The sequence below is a fragment of the Sulfitobacter sp. EE-36 genome (genome assembly GCF_000152605.1).
GTDB lineage: Bacteria > Pseudomonadota > Alphaproteobacteria > Rhodobacterales > Rhodobacteraceae > Sulfitobacter > Sulfitobacter pontiacus.
On the sequence record NZ_CH959310.1, the window covers coordinates 42,072 to 66,240 of the forward strand.

The following is a 24,169-nucleotide window of genomic DNA, read 5'->3' on the forward strand; positions in this document are numbered from 1 at the left end:
CCAGATGACTGACCAGACCGTAAATATGCCTCACGTAGACACAGATGAACGCAGCATGAAGAAATCCCTGCTGCGCGGCTGGCGGCGTAAATGCCCCAACTGCGGGGCCGGTCCGATGCTGAAAAGCTATCTGAAGGTCAATGATACCTGCACCGTCTGCGGCCAAGAACTGTTCCACCACCGCGCCGATGATGGGCCGGCCTATCTGACGATCCTGCTTGTCGGGCATCTGCTGGCCCCGGGGCTGCACATCGCCTTTGTGGTCTGGCGACCCGAGCCGCTGACGTTGTTTACAATCTTTTCGGTTGGCTGCGTCGGATTGTCCCTCTACCTTCTGCCCAGACTGAAAGGAGCCATGATCGGCTTCCAATGGGCAAAGCGCATGGGCGGGTTCGGCAGCACCAGCTGACCGGCACCCCAAAAGCCCCGCTAGAAAAACAGGATATGGGGCAAGGCGATGACCATCGATAAAAGTAAAATCCGCAACGCAGCCACGGTGATCGTGATCCGCGACCGGCATACCGCGCCGCGGATCCTGATGGGGCAGCGTGGTGCGACGGCAGCCTTTATGCCCAATAAATTCGTTTTTCCGGGCGGCGCGGTCGATCTGGGCGATGCGCAGGTGCCGCTGGCCAGCATGGTCGATGAAACCTGCCAGAACCGTCTGGCCGAAGACGCCGATGGCAGCCTTGCACATGCCTTGGTGGTGGCCGCGATCCGCGAGCTTTGGGAAGAGACCGGCCTGATCCTTGGCCAGAAAGGCGCATGGGAGGGCACGCCCCCTGCCGATTGGCTGACCTTTGCACAGCGCGGCTATCTGCCCCACGCGGCCCCGCTGCAATTCGTTTTCCGCGCGCTGACGCCTCCTGGCCGTCCGCGCCGCTTTGACGCGCGTTTCTTTCTGGTCGATGCCGAGGATATCGCCACCGATCTGGACAATTTCGAAGACGCCTGTGACGAGCTTTCGCATCTGCAATGGGTGGCCCTGTCGGACGCGCGCAAATTCGACATGCCCTTCATCACCGAGGTGGTGCTGGCCGAAGTCGAGGCCCGCGCGCGGCAGCTTGACCCGCCCGCCTCGGTTCCGTTTTTCAAGAATAACGACGAAGAAAGCCTGTTCCTGCGTTTGCGCGGGCGCCCGATGCCAAGCTAGGCGACCATCACCAGCATCAGGATCGACGCGATCAGCACCGCCATGCCTGCCGCCTCACGGGGGCTGATTTTCTCGCGGAAGAACAGGGTGGAGGCGGCGACGCTCAGGATCAGCTCTACCTGACCAAGGGCTTTGACATAGGCTGCGTTCTGCAAGGTGAAGGCGATGAACCAGCACAGCGATCCGCCCATCGAGGTCAGCCCGATCCAGACCGCGACCCGGCGCGCGCGCCAGACATCGCGGATCTGCCCCGGTTCGCGGAGCCGCAGGTACACCGTCATGATCAGCGATTGCATCGTCACCACCGCCGCGAGGGTCACGCCTGCGCGCAGCACCGGCAGATCGGTCTGCACCGCCAGCGACGCCCCGCGGTAGGACACGGCTGACACCGCGAAAAGCGCGCCTGACGCGATCCCCAGCCCCGCCGCGCGATTGCGCAGGTCGCGCAGGTGAAACCCCTTGGCCTCTGCCCCGCCGGACAGCAGCAACAATCCGACCACGCCAAGGGCAATCGCGGCGAAACCGGTGGCGCTGACGCCCTCCCCCAGAATGATCCAGCCCACCAGCACCGTCAGGATGACTTCGGTCTTCTTGAAGGTGATGCCCACGGCAAAGTTGCGCTGTTTGAACAGTAGCACCACACAGACCGTCGCAAAGATCTGCGCCGTGCCTCCGACCAACCCATGCGCCCAGAACCCCGGCCCAAGTGCCGGCAGGGGTGTCGCGCTGAGCGCCAGATAGGCCGCGAGCCCCAGTAGAATAAAGGGCGCGGAATACATAAACCGCGAGAACGTCGCCCCCGCCGCCGACAGGGTCGCGGTCGCGAGGTATTTTTGCAGCATGAACCGTCCGGTCTGAAAGACCGCCGCGGCCAGCGTCACGAGGATCCACAGATCCGGCAGCGTGTCAGCCATGGGCGCGGACCCCGATCACCGTGGCGCGCCCACATAGCGGCCCACGCCCTCGGGCATCGGCAAGGCCGCATGGGCTTGGGCAAATCGCGTCAACGCCGCCGCGATCTTCGGAGACGGATCAGAGGGTTTGCGGGTTTCAAGGCTGACATGCAGCAAAAAGTGTTCCCCCGTGGCGAGCAGCCGTTCGCCTTCGTACATCTCGTGCCACAGATGCATTTTCTTACCCGCTCCCAGCAGCACGCGGGTGCGTATGTCGATCACCGCGCCTGCATGCACTTCGTCCACGTGGCGGATATGGGTCTCAGCAGTGAAAAAGCTCCCGCCCGAGGCAATATACGCCGCGTCGCAGCCGATCAGTTCCATAAAACGGTCGGTCGCATCGGCAAAGGCCTGAAGGTATTTCGCTTCGGTCATGTGGCCGTTGTAATCGGTCCAGTCCAGCGGCACGGCACGATGGACGGTGGGCACCGGCTGGGACGGATCGTCGATATCCGCCGCTCTCGCCTCAAGCACGGTGCCTGCACGCAAGGCCGCCTCGTGCTGTTTCATCAACCGTCCTGCGCCCCAATCCTGCTGCTTCAGCGCCCGCATCATCGCGACCAGATTATTGTCGCGGATGCGTTCAAGGTCGCGGATGCCATAGGCCCCCGACTGCGCGTCCGATTGCCCCGCGATCAGATCAACAAGGGTCTCGTCAAAATCGGGCACATCCATCAGCTTGGTCCAGGGCCATTTCAATGCCGGACCGAACTGCGACATGAAATGCTTCATCCCCGCTTCGCCACCGGCAACGCGATACGTCTCGAACAGGCCCATCTGCGCCCACCGGATGCCAAAGCCATAGCGGATGGCGTCGTCGATCTCTTCCGTGGTGGCGATGCCGTCCTTGACCAGCCAGAGCGACTCGCGCCAGACAGCTTCGAGCAGACGGTCGGCCACATGGGCGTCGATCTCTTTGCGCAGATGCAGCGGGTACATCCCAAGCCCCGTCAGCAGTGCCTTGGCGCGGTCTACCAGCGGGCCGTCCTGCCCCTCGGCCGGGACCAGCTCGACCAGCGGCAAAAGGTAGACGGGATTGAACGGATGGGCGACCATGATCTGATCGGGGCGCGTGCTGCCCGCGCGCAGTTCTGACGGTTTGAACCCCGATGTCGACGATCCGATCACCGCCTCCGCATCACAGGCGGCCTGAATTTCGGCGAGCGTGCTGTGTTTGACCTCAAGCCGTTCGGGCACGCTTTCCTGTATCCACACGGCCCCCTCCACCGCCTCGGCGATGCTGGTGCAGAAACGAAGCCCCCCTTCGGCGGGCAGGGCGACATCGGTCAGACCGGGCATGGAGCGGCGGGCGTTTGCCAGAACTTCGGCGATCTTGCGTTCGGCCTGCGGGTCGGGGTCGAACACCTGCACCTGCCAGCCATTTAGCGCAAAGCGCGCGGCCCATCCGCCGCCGATTACACCACCGCCGATGATTGCTGCGATTTTGGTCATTGTCGTATCCTCAGCTGGTCCGTGTCATAGCCGTTAAAGTCCAATATCTCGCGCGCTGCCGCGATCCGGTCCGCGCCGCCGCTGGCGCTGCGGTCAAGGATCCAGCCAAAGTCGCCAGCGGGATTGCCGACCACCGCGGTGCGGAACCCTTCGTCGACCCAAAGCACCCAAAGCGTGCGCGTGCTGCCATCGGGGCGCGACAGCGCATAGCGCCCCTGCCCCTGCTGCTGCGCCAGCCACAGCGTGCCGCCGTCGCCGCAGCCGACCTGTGTGCACAGCTGGAACGCGGGGCCCTTCGTCGTCTCGACCAAGGCCACCTGCGCCACGCCGTCGCCAAAGCTGTCGCGGACCAGCCACGGCCCTTTGAAGCGCGCCGCGTCATAGCGGCTGGTCGCGCCAATCAGCGCTTTGCTATCCCGCAGGCCCTGCGCGGTATCGAGGGCCTGAGCCCCGCATCCGGCCAGAAGCACCAGCGCTAGCAGCGCGCGCTTCATGTGGCGGCCCGTTTGGTCAGGCCAAGCTGTTCGCGCACCTGCGCCGGGCCGATGACCCGTGCGCCCATATTCTCGATGATCGTTCCGGCGCGTTCGACCAGCTGCCAGTTTTCCGCCAGAACGCCCTTGTCGAGCCAGAGGTTATCCTCGAGCCCGACACGCACATTGCCCCCCGCCAAAACGCTGGCGGCGACATAGGCCATCTGGTGACGCCCCAGCCCGAAGGCGCTGAAGGTCCAATCGTCCGGCACGTTGTTCACCATCGCCATAAAGGTGTTCAGATCATCGGGCGCGCCCCAGGGCACGCCCATGCATAGCTGCACCAACGCAGGGCCGTCGAGCACACCGTCCTTGACCAGCTGTTTGGCGTACCACAGATGGCCCGTATCAAAGGCCTCGATCTCGGGCTTCACGCCAAGCTCGGTCATCATCCGGCCCATGGCGGTCAGCATACCAGGCGTGTTGGTCATCACGTAATCGGTTTCGGCAAAGTTCATCGTGCCGCAATCAAGGGTGCAAATCTCGGGCAGGCATTCCTTGATATGCTGCACCCGTTCCGCCGCGCCGATCATATCGGTCCCGGCCACAGGGGGCAGCGGCTGCTCGGTCGAGCCAAAGACGATGTCGCCGCCCATCCCCGCTGTGAGGTTCAGGATCACGTCCACCTCAGCCTCGCGAATGCGCCGCGTCACCTCGCGGTACAGATCAAGCCGACGGCTCGGCGCGCCTGTTTCGGGGTCGCGTACGTGGCAATGGACCACCGCAGCCCCCGCCTTGGCCGCCGCAATCGCGCTGTCGGCGATCTGTGCGGGCGACCGTGGCACATGGGGGCTGCGGTCCTGACTGCCCCCCGACCCCGTGACCGCACAGGTGATGAATACGTCCTTGTTCAAGGTGAGAGGCATCAGAATCTCCTTGGGTTCAGGGCCGGCGTGGCGTTTGAAGGGTCAGAACGGCATCGGATGCGCTTTATGCGCGGCATCCAGATCGGCCATCACCTCGTCATCCAGATGCAGGTCGATCCCGCCGAGGATCACCTCGAGCTGGTCAAGCGAGGTCGCGCCAAAGATCACCGAGGTCATGAAGGGCCGTTGACGCGTGAAGGCCAAGGACATCTGCACCGGATCCAGCCCGTGTTTCTGCGCGATCTGCAAATAGGCGTCCACCGCATCGAACACGCGGTCCGTCTTGCGCCCGCCCAGATCCCCATTGATCGCCATGCGCGATCCTTCGGGTAACACGCCGTTCTGGTATTTGCCGGTCAGTAACCCCGCCGCCAGCGGAGAATACGACAGCATCCCGATATCTTCGTTGTGGCAAGTCTCGGCCACGTCGGTATCGGCGATGCGCGCCAGCAGCGAATATTCGTTCTGGACCGAAACGGCACGAGGGCCGCCCGTGCGTTCGGCGGCATTCACCCATTGGGTCAGCCCCCAAGCGCTTTCGTTGCTCAACCCGAAGGCGCGGATGGTGCCGCGGGTCACCTCGTCTTGCAGTGCGCCAAGGCAGTCTTCCATATGCGCCATCGTCTCGGCACGGTTCTGCGACGAGGGGTCATACTCCCAGTTCTTGCGGAACATGTAGCTGCCGCGATTGGGCCAGTGGAACTGGTAGAGGTCCACATAATCGGTGTTGAGCCGCTTCAGCGATCCTTCAAGCGTGCTGCGGATCGTATCGGGCGAAATACCCGCGCCGTCACGCACCGGAGCCCCCGCGCCTGAGTGCTTCGTCGCCAGCACAAAGTCGTCGCGCCGTCCGGTCTTGGCGATCCACTGGCCGATGATCTCTTCAGTGCGGCCAATGGTTTCCGCCTTGATCGGGTTAACCGGATACATCTCGGCGGTGTCGATAAAATTGATCCCCGCATCAAGGGCGCGTTCAATCTGCGCATGGCCTTCCTCGGGGGTGTTTTGCGTGCCCCAAGTCATTGAGCCCAGACAGAAATCAGTCACTTCGATACCTGTGTGACCCAGCGTGTTCTTTTGCATTGGAATTCCTCGTTTAGATTTGCGCCTACCCTTTCTGTTCCGCCACGTCACCGCAAGCGCATTTTCCGGGCAGCCGTGCCGTGCAAAAGCCGAAGGGTGAAAATTTTCGCGTGACTGTCGCTTTGGCCATTGGTCTTGCCCGAAAATGGGCACAGAGTACCACGATATGCGCCTTCTCATTTCCTTCGCCGCCCTGTTTCTTTCCGTCATTCTGCTGCAACTGTCGTCAGGCGGTGTGGGGCCGTTGGACGTGCTGTCGGGCACGCAACTGGGGTTCACCAACCAGCAGATCGGCCTTTTGGGTTCGGCGCATTTCGTCGGCTTTTTTCTGGGCTGCTGGGGCGCGCCGCGCCTTTTGGGCACCGTCGGGCACAGCCGCGCCTTCGCCGCCTTTACCGCCGCGGGCGCGATTGGGCTGCTGTCGCATATGATGGTGCTGGACCCCTATGCCTGGGCGCTCATGCGGGTCGCGTCCGGGTTCTGCGTCGCCGGATGCTATACTGTGGTCGAAGCATGGTTGCAGGCCAAGGTCACGAACGAGACGCGGGGCCGCACCATGGGGGCCTACCGTGTGGTGGATACCAGCGGGTCATTGGCAGCGCAGATGATCATTGGCGTGCTCGCGCCTGCGTCCTACGTGTCCTACAACTTGTTGGCGATCCTGTGCTGTGCCGCGCTGATCCCGCTGGTACTGACCCGCCTACCCCAACCCGAAACCCCCGAAAAAGGGCGGCTGCGCCCCAAGCTCGCGATTGATAGATCCCCGCTGGCCGTCGCCGCCGTGGTGGTCGCGGCGCTGTCCAGCGCGTCTTTCCGGATGGTCGGGCCGATCTATGGGCAAGAGGTCGGGCTGACCGCCGGTCAGATCGCGTGGTTCCTGTCGGCTTTCGTGCTGGGAGGCGCGCTGGCGCAGTTCCCCGTCGGCTGGCTGGCCGATAAATTCGACCGCCGCTGGGTGCTGATCTGGCTGTCGGCTGCATCAATGCTTAGCTGTGCGGTCACTGTGATGTCGGCGGGCATGGGCACGCAGGCGATCTTCCTTGCCGCGACCTTTTTTGGCCTCACGACCTTTCCGATCTATTCCGTCGCGGCGTCCCACGCCCATGACTTTGCCAGCAGCTCGGAACGGGTAGAGCTTTCGGCGGCGCTGATGTTCTGGTTCGCGGTCGGGGCGATCTTTGCGCCCTACATCGCCTCGGTGCTGATCGAAGGCTTTGGCCCCGCGGCGCTGTTTACCATGATCTCGGTCGGGCACGGGGTGCTGGTACTTTTTGGCCTGACGCGGATGCGCGCCCGCCCTACGGCTACAAAACGCACCCCCTATGTCTATGCGCCGCGCACATCCTTTACCATCGGCCGCCTGATGCGCCGCAGCCGCGAACGCGACGCCCCCTAGCCCTTGCCCCGCCGCTGCGCTAGAGACGTGCAAAAGCAGTTTCGGGGTCCAAGTCATGACGCGCCACCTTATCACCTCCGCCATTCCGTACATCAACGGGATCAAACATCTGGGCAACCTTGTGGGCAGCCAGCTGCCCGCCGATCTATACGCCCGCTATCAGCGCGGGCGCGGTCAGGAGGTGTTGTTTCTCTGCGCGACGGATGAACATGGCACGCCCGCTGAACTGGCTGCTGCCAAAGCAGGTAAACCGGTGGCAGAATACTGCGCCGAGATGCACGAGGTTCAGGCCCGCATCGCGGAAGGCTTCGGCCTGTCCTTCGATCACTTTGGCCGGTCCTCAAGTGCGCAGAACAAGGCGCTGACCCAACACTTTGCCGCAGCACTTTATGATCAGGGCCTGATCGAGGAAGTCGAACAGCGCCAGATCTATTCCGAGACCGACGGGCGGTTCCTGCCCGACCGCTATGTCGAAGGCACCTGCCCCAACTGCGGGTTCGAGGATGCCCGCGGCGACCAATGTGACAACTGTACCAAACAGCTAGACCCCGAAGACCTGATCAACCCGCGATCAACCGTTTCCGGTGCCACCGACCTCGAGATGCGCGCCACCAAGCATCTGTTCCTGCGTCAATCGCAGATGAAGGACAAGCTGAACGAATGGATCAACAGCAAGGCCGACTGGCCCGTGCTGACCACCTCTATTGCAAAGAAATGGCTGCATGACGGTGACGGGCTGCAGGACCGTGGTATCACGCGCGATCTGGACTGGGGTGTGCCTGTCAAACGCGGCGACGCCGATTGGCCGGGGATGGAGGGCAAGGTCTTTTATGTCTGGTTCGATGCCCCCATCGAATACATCGCCTGCGCGCAGGAATGGGTGGATGCGGGCAAAGGGTCGGATTGGGAAAGCTGGTGGCGCACCGACAAAGGTGCCGACGACGTGCGCTATACCCAGTTCATGGGCAAGGACAACGTCCCATTCCACACGCTCAGCTTCCCTGCAACGATCATGGGCTCGCAAGAGCCGTGGAAGTTGGTCGATTACATCAAATCGTTCAACTATCTGAACTATGACGGCGGCCAGTTCTCGACCTCGCGCGGGCGTGGGGTGTTCATGGATCAGGCGCTTGAAATCCTGTCCGCGGACTACTGGCGCTGGTGGCTACTGTCCCATGCGCCCGAAACCTCGGATGCGGAGTTCACGTGGGAGAATTTTCAGTCCTCCGTGAACAAGGATCTGGCGGATGTCTTGGGCAACTTTATCAGCCGCATCACCAAATTCTGCCGCTCGAAATTCAGCGAAGACGTGCCAGCGGCGGGCGAATACGGGCCTGAAGAACACGCGCTGATCGCGGATCTGACTGAACGGGTAGCCCGCTATCAAACCGCGATGGAGGCGATGGAAGTCCGCAAATCCGCCGCCGAACTGCGGGCGATCTGGGCTGCGGGTAACGAATACCTGCAAGCACAGGCCCCTTGGACGACCTTCAAGACAGACCCCGACAAAGCCGCGGCGCAGGTGCGTTTGGCGCTGAACCTGATCCCGCTTTACGCGGTCTTGTCTGCGCCATTCATCCCGACGGCCGCCGCCAGCATGCTTGACAGTATGAAGGTTGAAAACGCCGCATGGCCGGATGATGTGCCTGCCGCCTTGGCCCAACTGGCCCCCGGTCATGCCTTCGAGGTGCCAGAAGTGCTGTTCGCGAAAATCACCGACGACCAGCGCGACGAATGGGCCGAAAAATTCGCAGGCGGGCGCAGCTGACCTGCCAATGCTCCGCCGTCTGACCACACCGAAAACGATCAAAGGCCAGCGCATCGCGCTGGCCTTTGATCTAGTCCCACCAGAGAACCCTGAACGGCGTTCAGGCAGCCAGCAACGGCAATCGGAACGCAAATGTGGTAAGACCGTCATCGCAGGTCACGTCGATCTGACCGCTATGCGCCACCGCGATGGAAGATGCGATATGCAGGCCAAGCCCCAGCCCCTCGCCCTTGGTCTGGTCGCCACGTTGGTAGGGTTGGAACAGCTTTTGCTTCAGGCTTTCGGGGATCGGCGCGCCGCGGTTGGCAACGGAAATCACGGCCTCCGCCCCGCTGACGCGCCCGCGCACCGTGACCTCGCTGCCGTCATCGGCATAGCGCACGGCGTTCGATAGCAGATTCGACACCGCCTGCGCCACGCGCGCGGCATCGCAGCTGACGGGGCGGTCAAAGTCCAGATCGACGGTGATCTTGTGATCGGGTGCTGCGGCGCGCACCTCTTCGACCACGTGGTTCAACGCGTCTTCCAACCCCGCGTCCGGCGTGGCCGAGATGCGGATACCGCCGCCCAATCGCGATTTAGCGTGTAGCATGATATTGTCGATGAGCTCGCTCATTCGGTGGATAGAGGTCCCCATCAGCGGCAGAATTTTCCGCGCCTTGTCTGACAGCGGCTCCTTGTCGAGCTGGCGCACACCTGCGTTCAGCGCGGCGACCGAATTGCGCAGGTCATGGCCCAAGACGGCGACGAACTCCTCTTGCACCGCGGCCATCTGGCGTTCGTGCTCTACCAGTCGCTCCTGCGCCTCAAGCCGCTCTTCGGTCTCCAGACTGCGCCCGATGATATCGGCAAACATCTCGAGCATGGCAACAACGCGGGGATGTTTGACGTCGCGCGGTTCAGTATCAATCGCGCAGAGGGTGCCAAAGAACGACCCGTTGCTGCGGAAGATCGGGATGGAGGCATAGCTGACGATGCCGAATTGCGCGGCAATCGGATGGTTGCGATAGACATCATCCGTGGCGACATCGTTGAACATCACTTTTTCAGAGGTCTCGCGCACCGACTGGCAGAAGGTCTGGTCGATCCCGATCTCGTCGCCTTCGGACAAGCCAAAGTTCACCTCGTCCACCGTGCGACAGGCAACCCAGCGATCGGTCGTCACCCGCGCCACAGCGGCAAAGCGCATATCCGTCGCCAGCATTACCGTTTCCAGCAACGTCCCCACAGTTTCGCTCGCCGCGAGCATTTCGATATCTGACTGGAAATCATGCGCACCGGCCAGATAGGCCTCATGATCCTGAATGATCGCGCGCATATTTGTTTCGTCGTCCACCCGATATCCCCCATTTGTTTCGCATCCGCTACCATATGCACAGCCAAGAGCAACGACAATGCCATGATAACCGGCCTGTCACGCTTTTCGGAGACTGGATTTAAGTGGTGGGATGAGTGGTGCGGGCGGTGGGACTCGAACCCACACGGGCACAAGGCCCAACAGATTTTAAGTCTGGTATGTCTACCATTCCATCACGCCCGCAGTGCCGCGCACAATAGCTAGGTTGCGGGCGGTGTAAATGGTCAGATGCAGGGCAGCCGGCATCAAAATCGCGATTGGCCCCCTTGCGCCTTCGCGGCTTACGCCATGTCCGCGAGCATGATTTCCTTGACCGCTTCCATCGCCACATAGGTAGAGGTGTTGGCGACATAGGGCAGCGTGGTCACCGTTTCGCCCAGAAAACGACGGTAGGCGGCCATGTCACGGGTGCGCACCTTAAGCAGGTAATCAAAGTTCCCTGCGATCATATGGGCCTGTTCAATTTCAGGCACACGGGACACGGCCTCGTTAAAGGCGCGCAGGGCGACCTCGCGGGTGTCTTCCAAACGGACCTCTACGAAAGCCACGTGATCCAGCCCCAGACGGATCGGGTCCAGCAGGGCGCGATAGCCCAGAATGACGCCGCTATCCTCAAGCCGTCGCAGCCGCGCTTGGGTGGGGGATTTGGACAGCCCGATCCGCTTGGCGAGGTCAGTGATGCTGATGCGCCCGTCTTCGGCCAGTACCGTCAGAATCGCCGCATCGAAGCGGTCCATTTTAAAGTCGTCGTTTGTCACGCAAGAGGCCCAATAATAAAGCGGTTTACCCACCAAACTGGCCGGAATCAGGAACTAATACTACTATTCCCGAGCTATTCTAGCGCAATTATCAGTTGGAGTACCTCATGGCACGCGATTCTTCCCCTATTTTGCGCCACCAGATTGACGCAGGCACCTACACCGACCAGGACAACGTCTTGCGTGAACTGGTGCGCAATGCGCATCTGTCGCCAGAGGAACGGGTCAAGATCACGCAAGACGCGGCACAGATCGTGCGCGATATCCGCGGCCATACCTCCCCCGGTATCATGGAAGTGTTTCTGGCCGAATACGGTCTGTCCACCGACGAAGGTGTCGCGCTGATGTGCCTTGCCGAAGCGCTGCTGCGTGTGCCCGACGCCGAGACCATCGACGCGCTGATCGAGGACAAGATCGCGCCCTCTGACTGGGGCCGCCATATGGGGCACTCCACCTCGCCGCTGGTGAATGCGTCCACATGGGCCCTGATGCTGACCGGCCGCGTGCTGGACGATGACCAACCCGGCCCCGTGCGCCACCTGCGCGCAGCCATCAAACGTCTGGGCGAACCGGTGATCCGCACCGCCGTCAGCCGCGCGATGAAGGAAATGGGCCGCCAGTTTGTTCTGGGCGAGAATATCAACGCCGCGATGGAACGCGCCAAGGGCATGGAGAAGAAAGGCTATACCTACAGCTATGACATGCTGGGCGAAGCCGCGCGCACCGAAAGCGATGCCAAACGCTATCACCTAAGCTACAGCCGCGCGATCTCTGCCATCGCGACGGCCTGCGTGCACAAGGACAGCCGCAAGAACCCCGGCATCTCGGTCAAGCTGTCGGCCCTGCATCCGCGCTATGAGGTCGCGCAAGAAGCATCCGTCATGCGTGATCTGGTGCCGCGTCTGCGGGCGCTTGCCTTGCTAGCGAAATCCGCCGGCATGGGGCTGAACGTCGACGCCGAGGAAGCCGACCGTCTGGGCCTGTCGCTGGATGTGATCGAAAAGGTGCTCTCTGAACCTGCACTGTCGGGTTGGGACGGTTTCGGCATCGTGGTGCAGGCCTATGGCCCCCGTGCTGGTGTGGTGATCGATGCGCTGTATGACATGGCGATCCGCCATGATCGCAAACTGATGGTCCGCTTGGTGAAAGGTGCCTACTGGGACACCGAGATCAAACGCGCACAGGTCAAAGGTGTCGAAGGTTTCCCCGTCTTCACCCAAAAAGCTGCGACCGATGTGTCCTATATCGCCAACGCGCGCAAACTGCTGAACATGACCGACCGGATCTATCCGCAGTTCGCCACCCATAACGCGCATACGGTCGCCGCCGTACTGCATATGGCCGAGGATAAAGAGAAGTTCGAATTCCAACGTCTGCACGGCATGGGCGAAACCCTTCATAACATCGTGATGGACAAGCACGGCACCCATTGTCGCGTCTACGCCCCCGTGGGCGCACATGCCGATCTGCTGGCCTATCTTGTGCGACGCCTGCTGGAAAATGGCGCGAACTCAAGCTTTGTGAACCAGATCGTCGACGAAGACGTCGCGCCCGAGGTCGTCGCTGCCGACCCCTTCGATAGCCTCGCGGAAAGCGGTTTGCACATCCCCACCGGGCCCGAGCTTTATGCCCCTGCGCGCGTGAACTCGATGGGGTTCGATCTGATGCATACGCCGACGCTGGATGTGATCGAATCCGCCCGCGCGCCGTGGAAAGCCCACCGTTGGGCCGCCGTGCCCCTGTTGAACGGCGAGGCAAAGCCCAAGAAATCGGCACGCCTGATGAACCCTGCTGCCTCTGGCCGCAGCCCCGGCACCGTGCGCAATGCGTCCGAGGCTGATGTCGCCAAAGCGTTGGACAATGCCGCCGTCTGGGACGCCCCGCTAGAGGAACGCCGCGAGGTCCTGTTGCGCGCAGCCGATATGCTGGAATCGCACTACGGCGAGATTTTCGCCCTGCTGTCGCGCGAGGCCGGCAAAGGCCTGCCCGACTGCGTGGCAGAACTGCGCGAGGCGGTGGATTTCCTGCGCTACTACGCACAGCAGGCGACCAACACGCCCCCCGCTGGCATTTTCACCTGCATCTCGCCGTGGAACTTCCCGCTGGCGATTTTCTGCGGGCAGGTCAGCGCGGCACTGGCTGCGGGCAATGCGGTGCTGGCCAAGCCGGCGGAACAGACCCCGCTGATCGCCTTCCTTGCCGTGACCTTGCTGCATGATGCGGGGGTGCCCCGTCACGCCTTGCAACTGCTGCCCGGCGGTGGCGAGGTCGGCGCGGCGCTGACCTCGGACAAACGGATCAACGGCGTGGCCTTCACCGGATCTACCGCCACAGCGCTGCGCATCCGGTCCGCGATGGCTGAACATTGTGACCCCGGTGCGATCCTGATCGCGGAAACGGGGGGGCTGAACGCCATGATCGTTGACAGCACCGCCCTGCCCGAACAGGCCGTGCAATCGGTTGTCGAAAGCGCGTTCCAATCTGCCGGGCAACGCTGCTCTGCCCTGCGCTGCCTCTATATCCAGGAAGACATCGCCGAAGATGTGATCGAGATGCTGGAAGGCGCCATGGACGCGCTGGTCATGGGTAACCCTTGGGACATCTCGACCGACGTGGGCCCCGTGATCGACGAGACCGCGCAAAAAGGCATCGCCGAGCATATCGAGACCGCCCGCGCCGAGGGCCGGATCATCGCCGAGCTGACCGCCCCCACCATCGGCACGTTCATCGCGCCGACCATGATCCGCGTGAACGGGATCGCTGATCTGGAGCGCGAGATTTTCGGGCCCGTGCTGCACATCGCCACGTTCAAGGCGACCGAACTCGACAAGGTCATCGACGCGATCAATGCCACCGGCTACGGGCTGACCTTCGGGCTGCACACCCGCATCGATGACCGGGTGCAGCATGTCTCGGAACGGATCGAGGCGGGCAACATCTACGTCAACCGCAACCAGATCGGCGCGATCGTCGGCAGCCAGCCCTTCGGCGGCGAAGGCCTGTCGGGTACAGGTCCGAAAGCGGGCGGTCCGAACTACCTCCCCCGTTTCAGCGCGCCTGACCTCAAGGTGGTGGAGGACACATGGGACAGCACGCAGAAAGACCTGCCCAAGCTGCCCGGCCACAGTGGGGCGTTCCTTGAAACCATCACGCTGCCGGGGCCTACGGGCGAATCCAACCGGCTCAGCACCCTGCCGCGTCCGGCGCTCTTGTGCATGGGGCCGGGCAAGGACACCGCAGCCGAGCAAGCCCGCGCGGTCACGGCCCTTGGCGGGAATGCGGTGGAGCTGTCGGGCAGCATCGACGCGACCGCGCTAACCGATGGGCCAGCCTATGGTGGTGTGCTCTGGTGGGGTGACGAGGCGACCGCGCGCAAACTGGAACAAGCCCTGTCTGAACGCGACGGGCCGATCATCCCGCTGCTGCGCGGGCTTCCAGATACCGCCCGCGTCCGCGCCGAACGCCATGTCTGCGTCGACACCACCGCCTCTGGCGGGAACGCGCAGCTGTTGGGGGCTGCCGGCTGATCTGCCACATGGGCGGGCGTTCCGACGCCCGCCCTTGACCACACCCGCGCAATGGCTAAGGGTCAGCCCATGTTCCCCATTCGCGATCACAACCCGTCCGGCCGCACGCCCTATGTCACCTATCTGCTTATGGCGGTGAACATCGGCGTTTTCCTCAGCTATGTCGGGCTTTTCAGCGACGACCGCGCGCTCAATATCTTCTTCTTCGACTGGGCGCTCATCCCCGGCCGCGTCACCACCGGGGATGGCTATACCGGCATCCTCACCTCGATGTTCCTGCATGGCGGCTGGATGCATCTCGCGGGTAACATGCTATTTCTCTACATCTTTGGCGACAATATAGAAGACGAGATGGGCCACGGCGCCTATCTGCTGTTCTATCTCGCCTGCGGGCTGCTGTCGGCGCTGGCTCATGTGATCTCTGCCCCCTATTCGCCGGTCCCGACAGTCGGGGCATCGGGCGCAATCGCGGGGGTGATGGGCGGCTATCTGTTGCTTTACCCCAAAGCCAAGGTCGACATCCTGATCATCTTTATCGTGTTCTTCCGCATCTTCCCGATCCCCGCATGGATCATGCTGGGCTTGTGGCTGGGGATGCAGTTTATCGGTGGCGTCGGGGCGGACCCGACCGTGGGCGGTGTCGCCTATTGGGCGCACGCGGGCGGGTTTATCGTGGGGATGGTGCTGACCATTCCGCTGTGGCTGCGCTTGGGCGGGCCGCGCTTCTGGTCGGCCACAGACGGTCACCCGCCGCACCCGCAAGCGACCTACCCCACCTCCGCCAGCCGTATCCCGAAAGTGAAACGAAAATGACCGCCAGCACCCATAGCGCGACCTGTCACTGCGGCAGCGTCACCCTGACCGCCACCCTGCCAGAGGGGCTCTCCTCTGCCACACGCTGCACCTGTTCCTTTTGCCGCCGCCGCGCGGCACCGGCGGTGACGGCGCTCACCAGCACGCTCAAGGTGACCAAAGGGGCCGAGCATCTGACGCTCTACACCTGGGGCACCCATACGGCGAAACATTATTTCTGCAAGATCTGTGGCATCTACATGTACCACCAGCGTCGATCCGACCCCGCGCAATGCGGCGTCAATCTGGGGTGTATCGACGGGGCCGCGCCCTGGACGCAGGAACCGATCCCCTACACCGACGGTATCAACCACCCGTCAGACAAATAGCCGACGGGCGCTTCCAAATGGTTTAAATCCTCGCCGAAGGCATCCCGCCCTCGGCCACAGGATCACCCGCGTGCGATTTTTGAAAATCCGCTGAACAACGCCTCATTGGCGCAGACGATCTCGCCATCGTCCAGGATGTTGCCTTCGGGGTTCAGTGGCTCGACCATGCCGCCTGCTTCGCGCACGATCAACATGCCCGCCGCCAGATCCCATTTGTTCAACCGGCGCTCCCAATAGCCATCATAGCGACCGGCGGCCACATAGGCCAGGTCCAGCGCGGCAGAGCCCCAGCGACGCACACCGGCGCAGACCGGCAGGATGCGGCCCAAATCACGCAGGGTGTCCGGCAAATCTCCGCGACCGCCAAAGGGCAGACCGGTGGCAAAAACCGATTCAATCATCCGCGAACGGCCCGAGACACGCAAACGGCCTTCGTTCATCCAGGCACCGGTGCCTTTTTCGGCAAAGAACATCTCGTCCTTGGCGGGATCAAAGACGACGCCCGCAACGATCTGACCTTTATGCTCCAGCGCGATGGAGACCGCCCAATGGGGCAGACCGTGCAAAAAGTTTGTTGTCCCGTCCAGCGGATCGACGATCCAGCGGCGTGTGGGGTCTTGCCCCTCTTCCTCGCCACCCTCTTCGGCCAGCCAGCCATAGGTCGGGCGTGCGCCCATCAGCTCGGCCTTGAGCGTCTTTTCCGCCTGAATATCGGCGCGGCTGACAAAGTCGCCGGCCCCCTTCATGGACACCTGAAGGTTCTCGACCTCACGGAAATCCTTGACCAACCCGCGCCCCGCCCGGCGGGCCGCCTTGATCATGATGTTTAGATTTGCACTGCCAACCATATTTCCGTGTCCTTTGATGGATCAGGCCGTGCGTATAAGCCCCCATGCCGCATTTGCCAAGGGGGCAGCGGCATCTGACGCAACGTGGCGCGCGCGGTTGCCTTGCTTGCCTTCGATTTCCATATAACGTGCCAGAAACATTGCTAAGGAGGAAAGCAAAATGTCCGACCAGATGAAACGAATTGTGCTTGCATCGCGCCCTGACGGGGCCCCGACCGCCGATAACTTCCGCCTTGAAGAAGGGCCCGTACCCACCCCCGGTGACGGCGAAGTGCTGGTCCGCGTGAAATACATGTCGCTTGACCCCTATATGCGTGGCCGCATGGACGACGCGAAATCCTATGCGGCCCCGGTGCCTGTCGGCGGCACGATGGAGGGCGGTTCGGTCGGGGAGGTCATCGCCTCCAACAGCCCCGACTTCAAACCCGGCGATCATGCGTTCGGGATGCTGGGCTGGGCCACCCACGGCGTGCTGCCTGCGAACCAACTGCGCAAGGTCGATCCGGATCAGGTGTCGATCACCACGTCGCTTGGGGTTCTGGGCATGCCCGGATTTACCGGCTGGCAAGGTTTGATGGAATATGGTCGCCCGAAGGAGGGTGAAACACTCGTCGTCGCGGCGGCAACGGGTCCGGTCGGCTCGATGGTCGGCCAGATCGCCAAGTCGCACGGGCTGCGCGTTGTGGGCATTGCAGGCGGCGCGGACAAATGCGCCATGGCCAAGGAACACTTTGGCTTTGACGAATGCATCGACCACCGCGCCTATGACGACGCGAAATCCCTGCGCGCCGCGTTGAAAGACGCCTGCCCCAAGGGGATCGACATCTATTTTGAAAACGTCGGTGGCAAAGTGCTTGAGGCCGTTATCCCGATGATGAACCCGCATGGGCGCATCCCGATTTGCGGTATGATCGCATGGTATAACGCCGGTGGTCTGGGTGCCGGTGCCGCCGAAGAGGCGCTGACCGCGCCGAAACTCTGGCGCACAATCCTTGTGAACTTCCTCAGCGTGAACGGCTTCATCATCTCGAACCACTGGAACAACTTCCCCAAATTCCTCAAGGAAGTCGCCCCCAAGGTCGCCGACGGCACCATTGCGGTGAAAGAGGACATTACCGAGGGTCTGGAAAACGCGCCACAAGCGTTCATGGACCTGTTGACCGGTGGCAACCAAGGCAAGGCCATCGTCAAGGTTGGCTAACACCCTATCGGCGGGGGCGTGCGCACCCCCGCCCTTCATCGCATGAATGCGAGCCTCCCCCCGCCCCCTTGAAAAAGACCGCGTCACGTGTCATATATTTTACGACACATGACGAAAAGGAGTTCAGCCATGGGTGCGACGGCCTTTCAATCCGACAGCAGTGCAATCCCCCTGATCGACGTGGATGCAGATGACGCTGTGCGTGCGTTCCATCTGCTGGGCGGGCGCAAGGTGATCAACCAGACGGTGCGCAACTCGCTTGATGCGCATGATGTGATCGTAAAAGGCATTTCCTCGAAAGCGCTGCTGCATCTGGTCGATACCGTGTCGGTGTTGTCCTCGGGCGATGCGCTGAACAAGGCGATCGGGATGAGCCTGCGCACACTTCAGCGCAAGAAAGCCGACAAGGGCAAGGACCGTCTGTCCCCCGAACAAAGCAGCCGCGCGTGGCGCTTTGCCGAGCTGCTGGCGCAGGCGACGGATGTCTTGGGCGATCAGGACGCCGCAGAGGCATGGATGCTGGCCCCTGCCATCGGCCTTGATAACCGTCGCCCGATTGACCTGCTGTCGTCGGCAGCGGGGGCGGAAGCCGTTGAAAACGCGCTCACCCGGATGGAGTACGGGGTCTACGCTTGACCCCTTTGCCCCCGCCGCTTGGGACGGGCGAGCTGCGTTTTTGGCGGCTGGATCAACGGCAGCATGCGCCCACATGGCACAGCGGCGAAGGGGCTTACCGCGTCGGGGGACGCTGGAACAGCAGCGGTGTGCGGGCGGTCTATACCGCGCTCGACCCTGCCACCGCGATCCTCGAGGTTGCGGTGCACAAGGGGTTCAAGGCGCTGGACACCGCGCATCACGTGCTGACATCAGGCCGTGTGATCGACCCGACGACGGTGCATATGGTGCAAGCCGCGGATGTCCCCAACCCGAACTGGCTGGTGCCCGGTGCCCATGGTGCGGGGCAAAAGGGATTTGGCGACGCGCTGCTGCGCGATCACCTGTTTGTGCTGATCCCGTCAACGGTATCGCGGCACAGCTGGAACCTGATCTTTGACGCCCAAAAGGCAGCCGATCACTACGACGATGTGGTGCAGGAAGACTTCGCGCTCGACCCGCGGCTGCACCGCTAAGGGCAGCAGCGATCAAGCCCGTTGCAGTTTGCGCGCCTCTTCCCCTGCCAACCCCAAAAGCTTGGTCATAAAAGGTTTCTCCAGATCATCCTCGCGCACCGCCGCATAAAGCCTGCGGGTGATGCCGTTCTCGGTCAGCGGACGGGTGACGTAATCATTGCTGTATTTCACCTCGCGCACGACCCAATCGGGCAGGACCGACACGCCCCTGTTCGACGCGACCAGCAGAAGGATCACCGCCGTCAGCTCCACCTGCCGGATCGCCAGCGGTTCGACCTTGGCGGGGATCAAGAGCTGGCTGAACACATCCAGACGGGTCCGTTCCACCGGATAGGTGATCAGCGTCTCGCCCCTGAAATCCGCCGCTTCAACATAGGGCTTCTGAGCCAAGGGATGCGTGCTGGAGGCGACAAAGACCGCCTTGTAATCAAACAGCTCGACGAATTTCACGCCCGGCAGTTCTTCGGGGTCGGAAGATACCACCAAATCGACCTCTTCGCGCAGCAAGGCAGGTAACGCGTCAAAGGCCAGACCGGGGCGGATATCCACATCCACATCGGGCCAGCTTTTGCGGAATTGTTCGAGCACGGGGAACAGCCATTCGAAACAGGCGTGACATTCGATCGCGATATGCATGCGCCCTGTGCTGCCCGCGCGCAGCCCCATGAATTCGGCCTGCGCTGCTTCAAGCTGCGGCAAGACCTGCTGCGCCAGCTTGAGCAGCCGCAAGCCTGCGGGCGACAATTTCAGCGGTTTGGACCGGCGCACGAACAGTTCCACGCCGGCCTGATCCTCCAACCCCTTTACCTGATGGGACAGGGCTGATTGGGTGATGTTCATCGTCTCTGCCGCGCGGGCCAGCCCGCCTGCTTCGTGAATCGCCTGAATGGTGCGCAGGTGACGGAACTCGATATGCATATGAGGCGTTCCTCATGTTGAAAATGAAAGTTATGAGTTTGTTTCACAACCGCATCTGTGCGACAAGAGACGAAAGCTAAAAACAGGATCGTAAAAATGACCAGTCCCGCCGTTTCATTCGAAGTCTTCCCGCCCAAATCCGTGGACGCGTCGTTCCGTCTTTGGGACACGGCGCAGGCCCTGGCACCGCTGGCCCCACGTTTCTTTTCCGTGACCTACGGCGCGGGCGGGTCTACCCGCGACCTGACCCATGATTCCGCGCATGTGCTGCGCCGGACCTCTGGCCTGCCGGTTGCCGCGCATCTGACCTGCGTGGGGGCCAGCAAGGCCGAAACGCTTGAGGTCGCCGACAGCTTTGCCGAGATCGGCGTGACCGATATTGTCGCCCTGCGCGGGGATCCCGAAAACGGTGCACCGACCTTCACGCCCCACGCGGACGGCTTTGCCGACAGTGTCGAGCTGATCGAGGCGCTGGCAAAGACCGGCAAGTTCACCCTGCGCGTCGGGGCCTACCCCGAACCGCACCCTGAATCCCACGATCAGGCGCAGAACGTCGAATGGCTGAAACGCAAATTCGACGCTGGCGCGGACGAGGCGATCACCCAGTTCTTCTTCGAGACCGAAACATTCCTGCGCTTCCGTGACGCCTGTGCCGCGGCGGGGATCACCAAGACGATCACCCCGGGCATCATGCCGGTGACAAACTGGAAATCGGCGCGCAACTTTGCCACCCGCTGTGGGGCCAGCGTGCCAGCAGCACTGGACGAAGCCTATGCCGCCGCGATCCGCGATGACCGCCACGATCTGCTGTCCACCGCGCTCTGCACCGAAATGTGCAGCGAGCTGGTGTCGGAAGGTGTCGAGAACCTGCACTTCTACACGCTCAACCGGCCCGAGCTGACCCGCGCTGTCTGTCGTGCCCTTGGGGTGACGGCGCAAACATCGCTGTCCGACGTGGCGTAAAACCACCGCACAACTTGCCCTTGGGTCAAGAACAGAACAGTCTTCTCCGGCATTCAACTGCCGGAGATTTTTTATGCCACGCCTCGCCGAAACACCCGAAGATTTGCTGAGCCAATCCGAAGCGCTCTCTCTCAGCGGGTTGGAATTCATGCAAAAGATTCTGGACGGCACCAACCCCGGCCCGCCCATTGGCGGCACCTTGGGCTATGCGCTGCATGACGTGTCCGAGGGCCGCGCGGTATTTCGCGGCACGCCCGAGTTCAACGTGACCAACCCGATGGGGACCGTGCATGGGGGCTGGTACGGCACCTTGCTCGATTCCGCGATGGCCTGCGCCGTGATGACCAAAGTCCCGCGCGGGTCGGTTTATACGACCCTGGAATACAAGATTAACATCCTGCGTTCGATCCCCTTGGGCATGCAGATCGACTGCATCGGCACGACCGATCACGTGGGTCGTTCTACCGGTGTCGCACATGGCGAGATTCGCGGGGTCGAGGATGGCAAGCTGTATGCCACCGGTTCAACCACCTGCATCGTGATGAAGATCACGGGCTAAACCACTGCCTCGGGGCGCGTGATGCGCCCCGAGGCAAGCCAAGCTCATTCTGCCGCGATGGCGCTGTCGTTCAGCAAGGCCCAGACTTTATGCGGTGTGAACGGCATGTCGGCCTGACGCACGCCACGCTCCCACAGGGCATCCTGTACCGCGTTCGACACGGCCGCCAATGCGCCCACGGTCCCCGCCTCGCCACAGCCCTTCATCCCCATCAGGTTCGCCGTAGATGGCACGGGTTCGGAGTTGAACGACACGAACGGCACATCCGCCGCGCGCGGGATCGCGTAATCCATGAAAGAGGCCGTCAGCAGCTGGCCGTCTTCATCATAGACCACATGCTCCTGAATAGCTTGACCGATGCCTTGCACCACCCCACCATGCACCTGACCTTCGGCCAGCATCGGGTTGATCAGATTCCCGAAATCATCCACCACCGTATAGCGGTCGACGGTCACAACGCCTGTTTCGGGGTCGATCACCACCTCGGACACATGCGCCCCGTTGGGATAGCTGCGCCCCGGTAGGGTCGCCCGTTCGTGGTGTACCAGCAGATCGTCGCGGCCTTTCTGGCGCGCCATCTCGGCGACCTCCAGCATGGTGGGGGTCATGTTTGACCCGTCCGCGCGGAAGCGTTCGTCGTCAAAGCTGATCTGCGCCGCCGGCACGCCCATTTCGTCAGACAGAAAGGCGGTGAAAGCTTCGGTCATCTTGGCCACCGTCGCCAGCGTTGCCGTGCTTTGCGTGGTGACAGAGCGCGAGCCGCCGGTCCCGCCGCCCTGTTTGATCAGATCGCTATCGCCTTGAATGACGTGGATCAGTTCAGCCGGGATCCCGGTCTGATCCGACAGGAATTGCGCATAGACGGTTTCATGCCCCTGTCCGTTCGATTGAGTGCCAACATAGATGAACACGGTGCCGTCTTCGTTGAACGCGACCTTGGCCCCCTCTGCCGGATCGCCAAGGATGCTTTCGATGTAATAGCAAAGCCCCTGCCCGCGCAGCAACCCCTTGGCCGCATCCGCCGCCTTGCGGGCTGCAAAGCCATCATGATCCGCCTCGACGGCGACGCGGGTCAGCAAGCGGTTGAATTCACCCACATCGTAAAGCTCGCCCGTGGCAGAGGTATAGGGAAACTGTTCAGGCTTGATAAAGTTGATCCGGCGCAGCTCCCACGGGTCGACGCCCAACTCGCGCGCGGCGCGGTCCATCAAGCGCTCCAGCACATAGATCGCTTCGGGTCGGCCGGCACCACGATAGGCATCGGTTTGCACCGTGTTGGTGTAATAGCCTTCGACCTGCAGCCATGTGGTCTGCACATCATAGACACCCATCAAGACCTTGCTGAACAGCAGCGCCTGAATGGGCTGGCCGAACTGGCTGTTATAGGCCCCGAGGTTGCATTTGGTGCGGACGCGGTAGGCCGTGATCTTGTTGTTTTCGTCAAAGGCGAATTCCGCAAGCGAGGTCAGATCGCGCCCGCCATTATCGCTGAGCATGGCTTCGGTCCGGTCCGACATCCAGCGCACCGGACGCCCCAAGGCCCGCGCCGCCTGCGCGACCGAGAAATATTCGGGATAGGCCGCTGCCTTCATGCCGAAACCGCCGCCTGTATCGGGGTTTGTGACTTGTACGTGGTCATCATCCAGCCCGAAAACGCGCTTGAGGTTGCCCTTGTGCACCCAGACGCCCTGCCCGTTGTTCGCAAGATGCACCTTGCCGTCGTTCCATTCCGCATAGCAGCCGCGCGGCTCCATCGCATTGACGATGATACGGTTGTCGCCCACGTTCAGACTGACCGATTTCGCTGCGGCATCAAATGCCTTTTGCGTCGCCGCCTCATCGCCCATGCCCCAGTCGAACGCCATGTTGTCCGGCGCTTCGGGGTGCAGCATCTCTCCGCCTCGCTCCAACGTCATATGGGTGGGCAAATCGTCAACGTCGAATGCGATCAGCTCCGCCGCGTCGCGCGCCTGGTTCAATGTCTCGGCAATCACCACCGCGACGGGCTCCCCCACGAAGCGCACGCGCCCCTTGGCGAGCACCGGACGCAAGGGCTTGGCCCCTTCCGTGCCATCGCGGTTCTGCAACACGGTCGCCGCCATAGAGATATCCATCCCCGCCGCTTCCAGATCCTCGATCGTGAGCACCGCATGCACGCCCTCTGCCTCGGCCGCATCTGTGACATCCAGGGTCGTAATCACCCCATGTGCGACGGGCGAGCGGAAGAAATAGGCATGCAGCGCGTCGGTTGGCGCGATGTCATCCACATAGCGTCCCTCGCCGGTCAAAAACCGCACATCCTCGACCCGCTTGACCGGTTGGCTTTTCCCGAATTTTTCCATCTGGCGGCATCCTTTGATCATCATCTTGGTGTTGCGCCCGACCTTAAGCGCCAAACCGGCGATGTCCATACGATGCGGGGCGAAAGCTGGGGCTGCTACGCCAAGTTTTCGGCCCCCCAGCCTTCCCCTTTACGCCCCGCTCGGCTAGATCATCCCAAAGCTCAAAGCGCTACGTGAATAG

22 protein-coding genes and 1 tRNA gene are annotated in these 24,169 nt (G+C 62.2%); 12 read left to right on the forward strand and 11 right to left on the reverse strand.

Annotated features, from left to right (window positions below; translation table 11 throughout):
• The first annotated feature begins 4 nt into the window (after positions 1 to 4).
• Entirely contained in the window at positions 5 to 409 is a 405-nt protein-coding gene (locus EE36_RS02695; RefSeq protein ID WP_005849256.1) for a DUF983 domain-containing protein, read from the forward strand.
• A gap of 48 nt (positions 410 to 457) precedes the next feature.
• Positions 458 to 1,153, forward strand: coding sequence for an NUDIX hydrolase (locus EE36_RS02700; protein WP_005849258.1), 696 nt, complete (start codon positions 458 to 460; stop codon positions 1,151 to 1,153).
• On the opposite strand, the gene EE36_RS02705 is transcribed toward EE36_RS02700, so the two are convergent.
• Genes EE36_RS02705 through EE36_RS02725 form a run of 5 tightly spaced genes read right to left on the reverse strand, consistent with a single transcriptional unit; the run spans position 1,150 to position 6,040 of the window.
• A complete protein-coding gene (locus EE36_RS02705) occupies positions 1,150 to 2,067 on the reverse strand; it encodes a DMT family transporter (RefSeq protein WP_005849260.1) in 918 nt (305 codons plus the stop codon). The genes EE36_RS02700 and EE36_RS02705 overlap by 4 nt on opposite strands.
• A gap of 15 nt (positions 2,068 to 2,082) precedes the next feature.
• Positions 2,083 to 3,558 carry a carnitine 3-dehydrogenase gene (locus tag EE36_RS02710; RefSeq protein WP_005849264.1) on the reverse strand — a complete coding sequence of 492 codons (1,476 nt, stop codon included), beginning with the start codon at positions 3,556 to 3,558 and terminating at the stop codon, positions 2,083 to 2,085.
• Entirely contained in the window at positions 3,555 to 4,052 is a 498-nt protein-coding gene (locus tag EE36_RS02715) for a lipocalin family protein (protein ID WP_005849266.1), read from the reverse strand. Before EE36_RS02715 ends, EE36_RS02710 begins: the two co-directional genes overlap by 4 nt.
• Positions 4,049 to 4,957, reverse strand: a complete 909-nt coding sequence (locus EE36_RS02720) for a 3-keto-5-aminohexanoate cleavage protein (RefSeq protein ID WP_005849268.1) — start codon at positions 4,955 to 4,957, stop codon at positions 4,049 to 4,051. Before EE36_RS02720 ends, EE36_RS02715 begins: the two co-directional genes overlap by 4 nt.
• A gap of 42 nt (positions 4,958 to 4,999) precedes the next feature.
• Positions 5,000 to 6,040, reverse strand: coding sequence for an aldo/keto reductase (locus EE36_RS02725; protein ID WP_005849271.1), 1,041 nt, complete (start codon positions 6,038 to 6,040; stop codon positions 5,000 to 5,002).
• A 166-nt stretch (positions 6,041 to 6,206) separates the two neighbouring features.
• Here EE36_RS02725 and EE36_RS02730 point away from each other — a divergent pair, with 166 nt between their 5' ends.
• Positions 6,207 to 7,436 carry an MFS transporter gene (locus tag EE36_RS02730; RefSeq protein WP_005849273.1) on the forward strand — a complete coding sequence of 410 codons (1,230 nt, stop codon included), beginning with the start codon at positions 6,207 to 6,209 and terminating at the stop codon, positions 7,434 to 7,436.
• A 55-nt stretch (positions 7,437 to 7,491) separates the two neighbouring features.
• Positions 7,492 to 9,204 (forward strand): methionine--tRNA ligase, encoded by a 1,713-nt coding sequence (gene metG / locus EE36_RS02735; protein ID WP_005849274.1) that lies wholly within the window; start codon positions 7,492 to 7,494, stop codon positions 9,202 to 9,204.
• A 100-nt stretch (positions 9,205 to 9,304) separates the two neighbouring features.
• Here the strand turns inward: metG and EE36_RS02740 are convergent, their stop codons facing one another.
• The 3 genes from EE36_RS02740 to EE36_RS02750 all read right to left on the reverse strand — a co-directional run bounded on the left by EE36_RS02740 (position 9,305) and on the right by EE36_RS02750 (position 11,298).
• A complete protein-coding gene (locus EE36_RS02740) occupies positions 9,305 to 10,540 on the reverse strand; it encodes a GAF domain-containing sensor histidine kinase (protein ID WP_005849276.1) in 1,236 nt (411 codons plus the stop codon).
• A gap of 117 nt (positions 10,541 to 10,657) precedes the next feature.
• Positions 10,658 to 10,744, reverse strand: a tRNA-Leu gene (locus EE36_RS02745).
• Between the two features lie 98 nt (positions 10,745 to 10,842).
• Positions 10,843 to 11,298, reverse strand: coding sequence for an Lrp/AsnC family transcriptional regulator (locus EE36_RS02750; protein ID WP_005849280.1), 456 nt, complete (start codon positions 11,296 to 11,298; stop codon positions 10,843 to 10,845).
• A gap of 128 nt (positions 11,299 to 11,426) precedes the next feature.
• Here EE36_RS02750 and putA point away from each other — a divergent pair, with 128 nt between their 5' ends.
• From putA to EE36_RS02765, 3 genes are all read left to right on the forward strand, one after another.
• A complete protein-coding gene (gene putA, locus EE36_RS02755; RefSeq protein WP_005849282.1) occupies positions 11,427 to 14,846 on the forward strand; it encodes a bifunctional proline dehydrogenase/L-glutamate gamma-semialdehyde dehydrogenase PutA in 3,420 nt (1,139 codons plus the stop codon).
• Positions 14,847 to 14,915: 69 nt separating this feature from the next.
• Positions 14,916 to 15,659 (forward strand): rhomboid family intramembrane serine protease, encoded by a 744-nt coding sequence (locus tag EE36_RS02760; protein WP_005849284.1) that lies wholly within the window; start codon positions 14,916 to 14,918, stop codon positions 15,657 to 15,659.
• A complete protein-coding gene (locus EE36_RS02765) occupies positions 15,656 to 16,027 on the forward strand; it encodes a GFA family protein (protein ID WP_005849286.1) in 372 nt (123 codons plus the stop codon). Before EE36_RS02760 ends, EE36_RS02765 begins: the two co-directional genes overlap by 4 nt.
• Before the next feature lie 62 nt (positions 16,028 to 16,089).
• Here the strand turns inward: EE36_RS02765 and EE36_RS02770 are convergent, their stop codons facing one another.
• A complete protein-coding gene (locus tag EE36_RS02770; protein WP_005849287.1) occupies positions 16,090 to 16,875 on the reverse strand; it encodes an inositol monophosphatase family protein in 786 nt (261 codons plus the stop codon).
• A gap of 160 nt (positions 16,876 to 17,035) precedes the next feature.
• On the opposite strand from EE36_RS02770, the gene EE36_RS02775 reads away from it, so the two are divergent.
• From EE36_RS02775 to EE36_RS02785, 3 genes are all read left to right on the forward strand, one after another.
• Complete coding sequence (locus tag EE36_RS02775; RefSeq protein WP_005849292.1) at positions 17,036 to 18,076, forward strand: NADP-dependent oxidoreductase; 1,041 nt, start codon at positions 17,036 to 17,038, stop codon at positions 18,074 to 18,076.
• Positions 18,077 to 18,205: 129 nt separating this feature from the next.
• The gene (locus tag EE36_RS02780; RefSeq protein WP_005849294.1) at positions 18,206 to 18,712 is read left to right on the forward strand and encodes an antitoxin Xre/MbcA/ParS toxin-binding domain-containing protein; all 507 of its coding nucleotides are present in this window, start codon (positions 18,206 to 18,208) and stop codon (positions 18,710 to 18,712) included.
• Positions 18,709 to 19,206, forward strand: a complete 498-nt coding sequence (locus EE36_RS02785; RefSeq protein ID WP_005849296.1) for an RES family NAD+ phosphorylase — start codon at positions 18,709 to 18,711, stop codon at positions 19,204 to 19,206. Before EE36_RS02780 ends, EE36_RS02785 begins: the two co-directional genes overlap by 4 nt.
• Before the next feature lie 12 nt (positions 19,207 to 19,218).
• Here EE36_RS02785 and EE36_RS02790 read toward each other — a convergent pair whose 3' ends face one another.
• The gene (locus EE36_RS02790; RefSeq protein WP_005849298.1) at positions 19,219 to 20,124 is read right to left on the reverse strand and encodes a LysR family transcriptional regulator; all 906 of its coding nucleotides are present in this window, start codon (positions 20,122 to 20,124) and stop codon (positions 19,219 to 19,221) included.
• A 96-nt stretch (positions 20,125 to 20,220) separates the two neighbouring features.
• Here EE36_RS02790 and metF point away from each other — a divergent pair, with 96 nt between their 5' ends.
• On the forward strand, positions 20,221 to 21,087 hold the full coding sequence (gene metF, locus EE36_RS02795) for a methylenetetrahydrofolate reductase [NAD(P)H] (RefSeq protein ID WP_005849299.1): 867 nt from the start codon (positions 20,221 to 20,223) through the stop codon (positions 21,085 to 21,087).
• 73 nt (positions 21,088 to 21,160) lie between these two features.
• Positions 21,161 to 21,646 carry a PaaI family thioesterase gene (locus tag EE36_RS02800; protein WP_005849301.1) on the forward strand — a complete coding sequence of 162 codons (486 nt, stop codon included), beginning with the start codon at positions 21,161 to 21,163 and terminating at the stop codon, positions 21,644 to 21,646.
• A gap of 44 nt (positions 21,647 to 21,690) precedes the next feature.
• On the opposite strand, the gene EE36_RS02805 is transcribed toward EE36_RS02800, so the two are convergent.
• Positions 21,691 to 23,988: a xanthine dehydrogenase family protein molybdopterin-binding subunit gene (locus EE36_RS02805; protein ID WP_039912140.1), complete on the reverse strand. Its 2,298-nt coding sequence runs from the start codon at positions 23,986 to 23,988 to the stop codon at positions 21,691 to 21,693.
• Between the last annotated feature and the right edge of the window lie 181 nt (positions 23,989 to 24,169).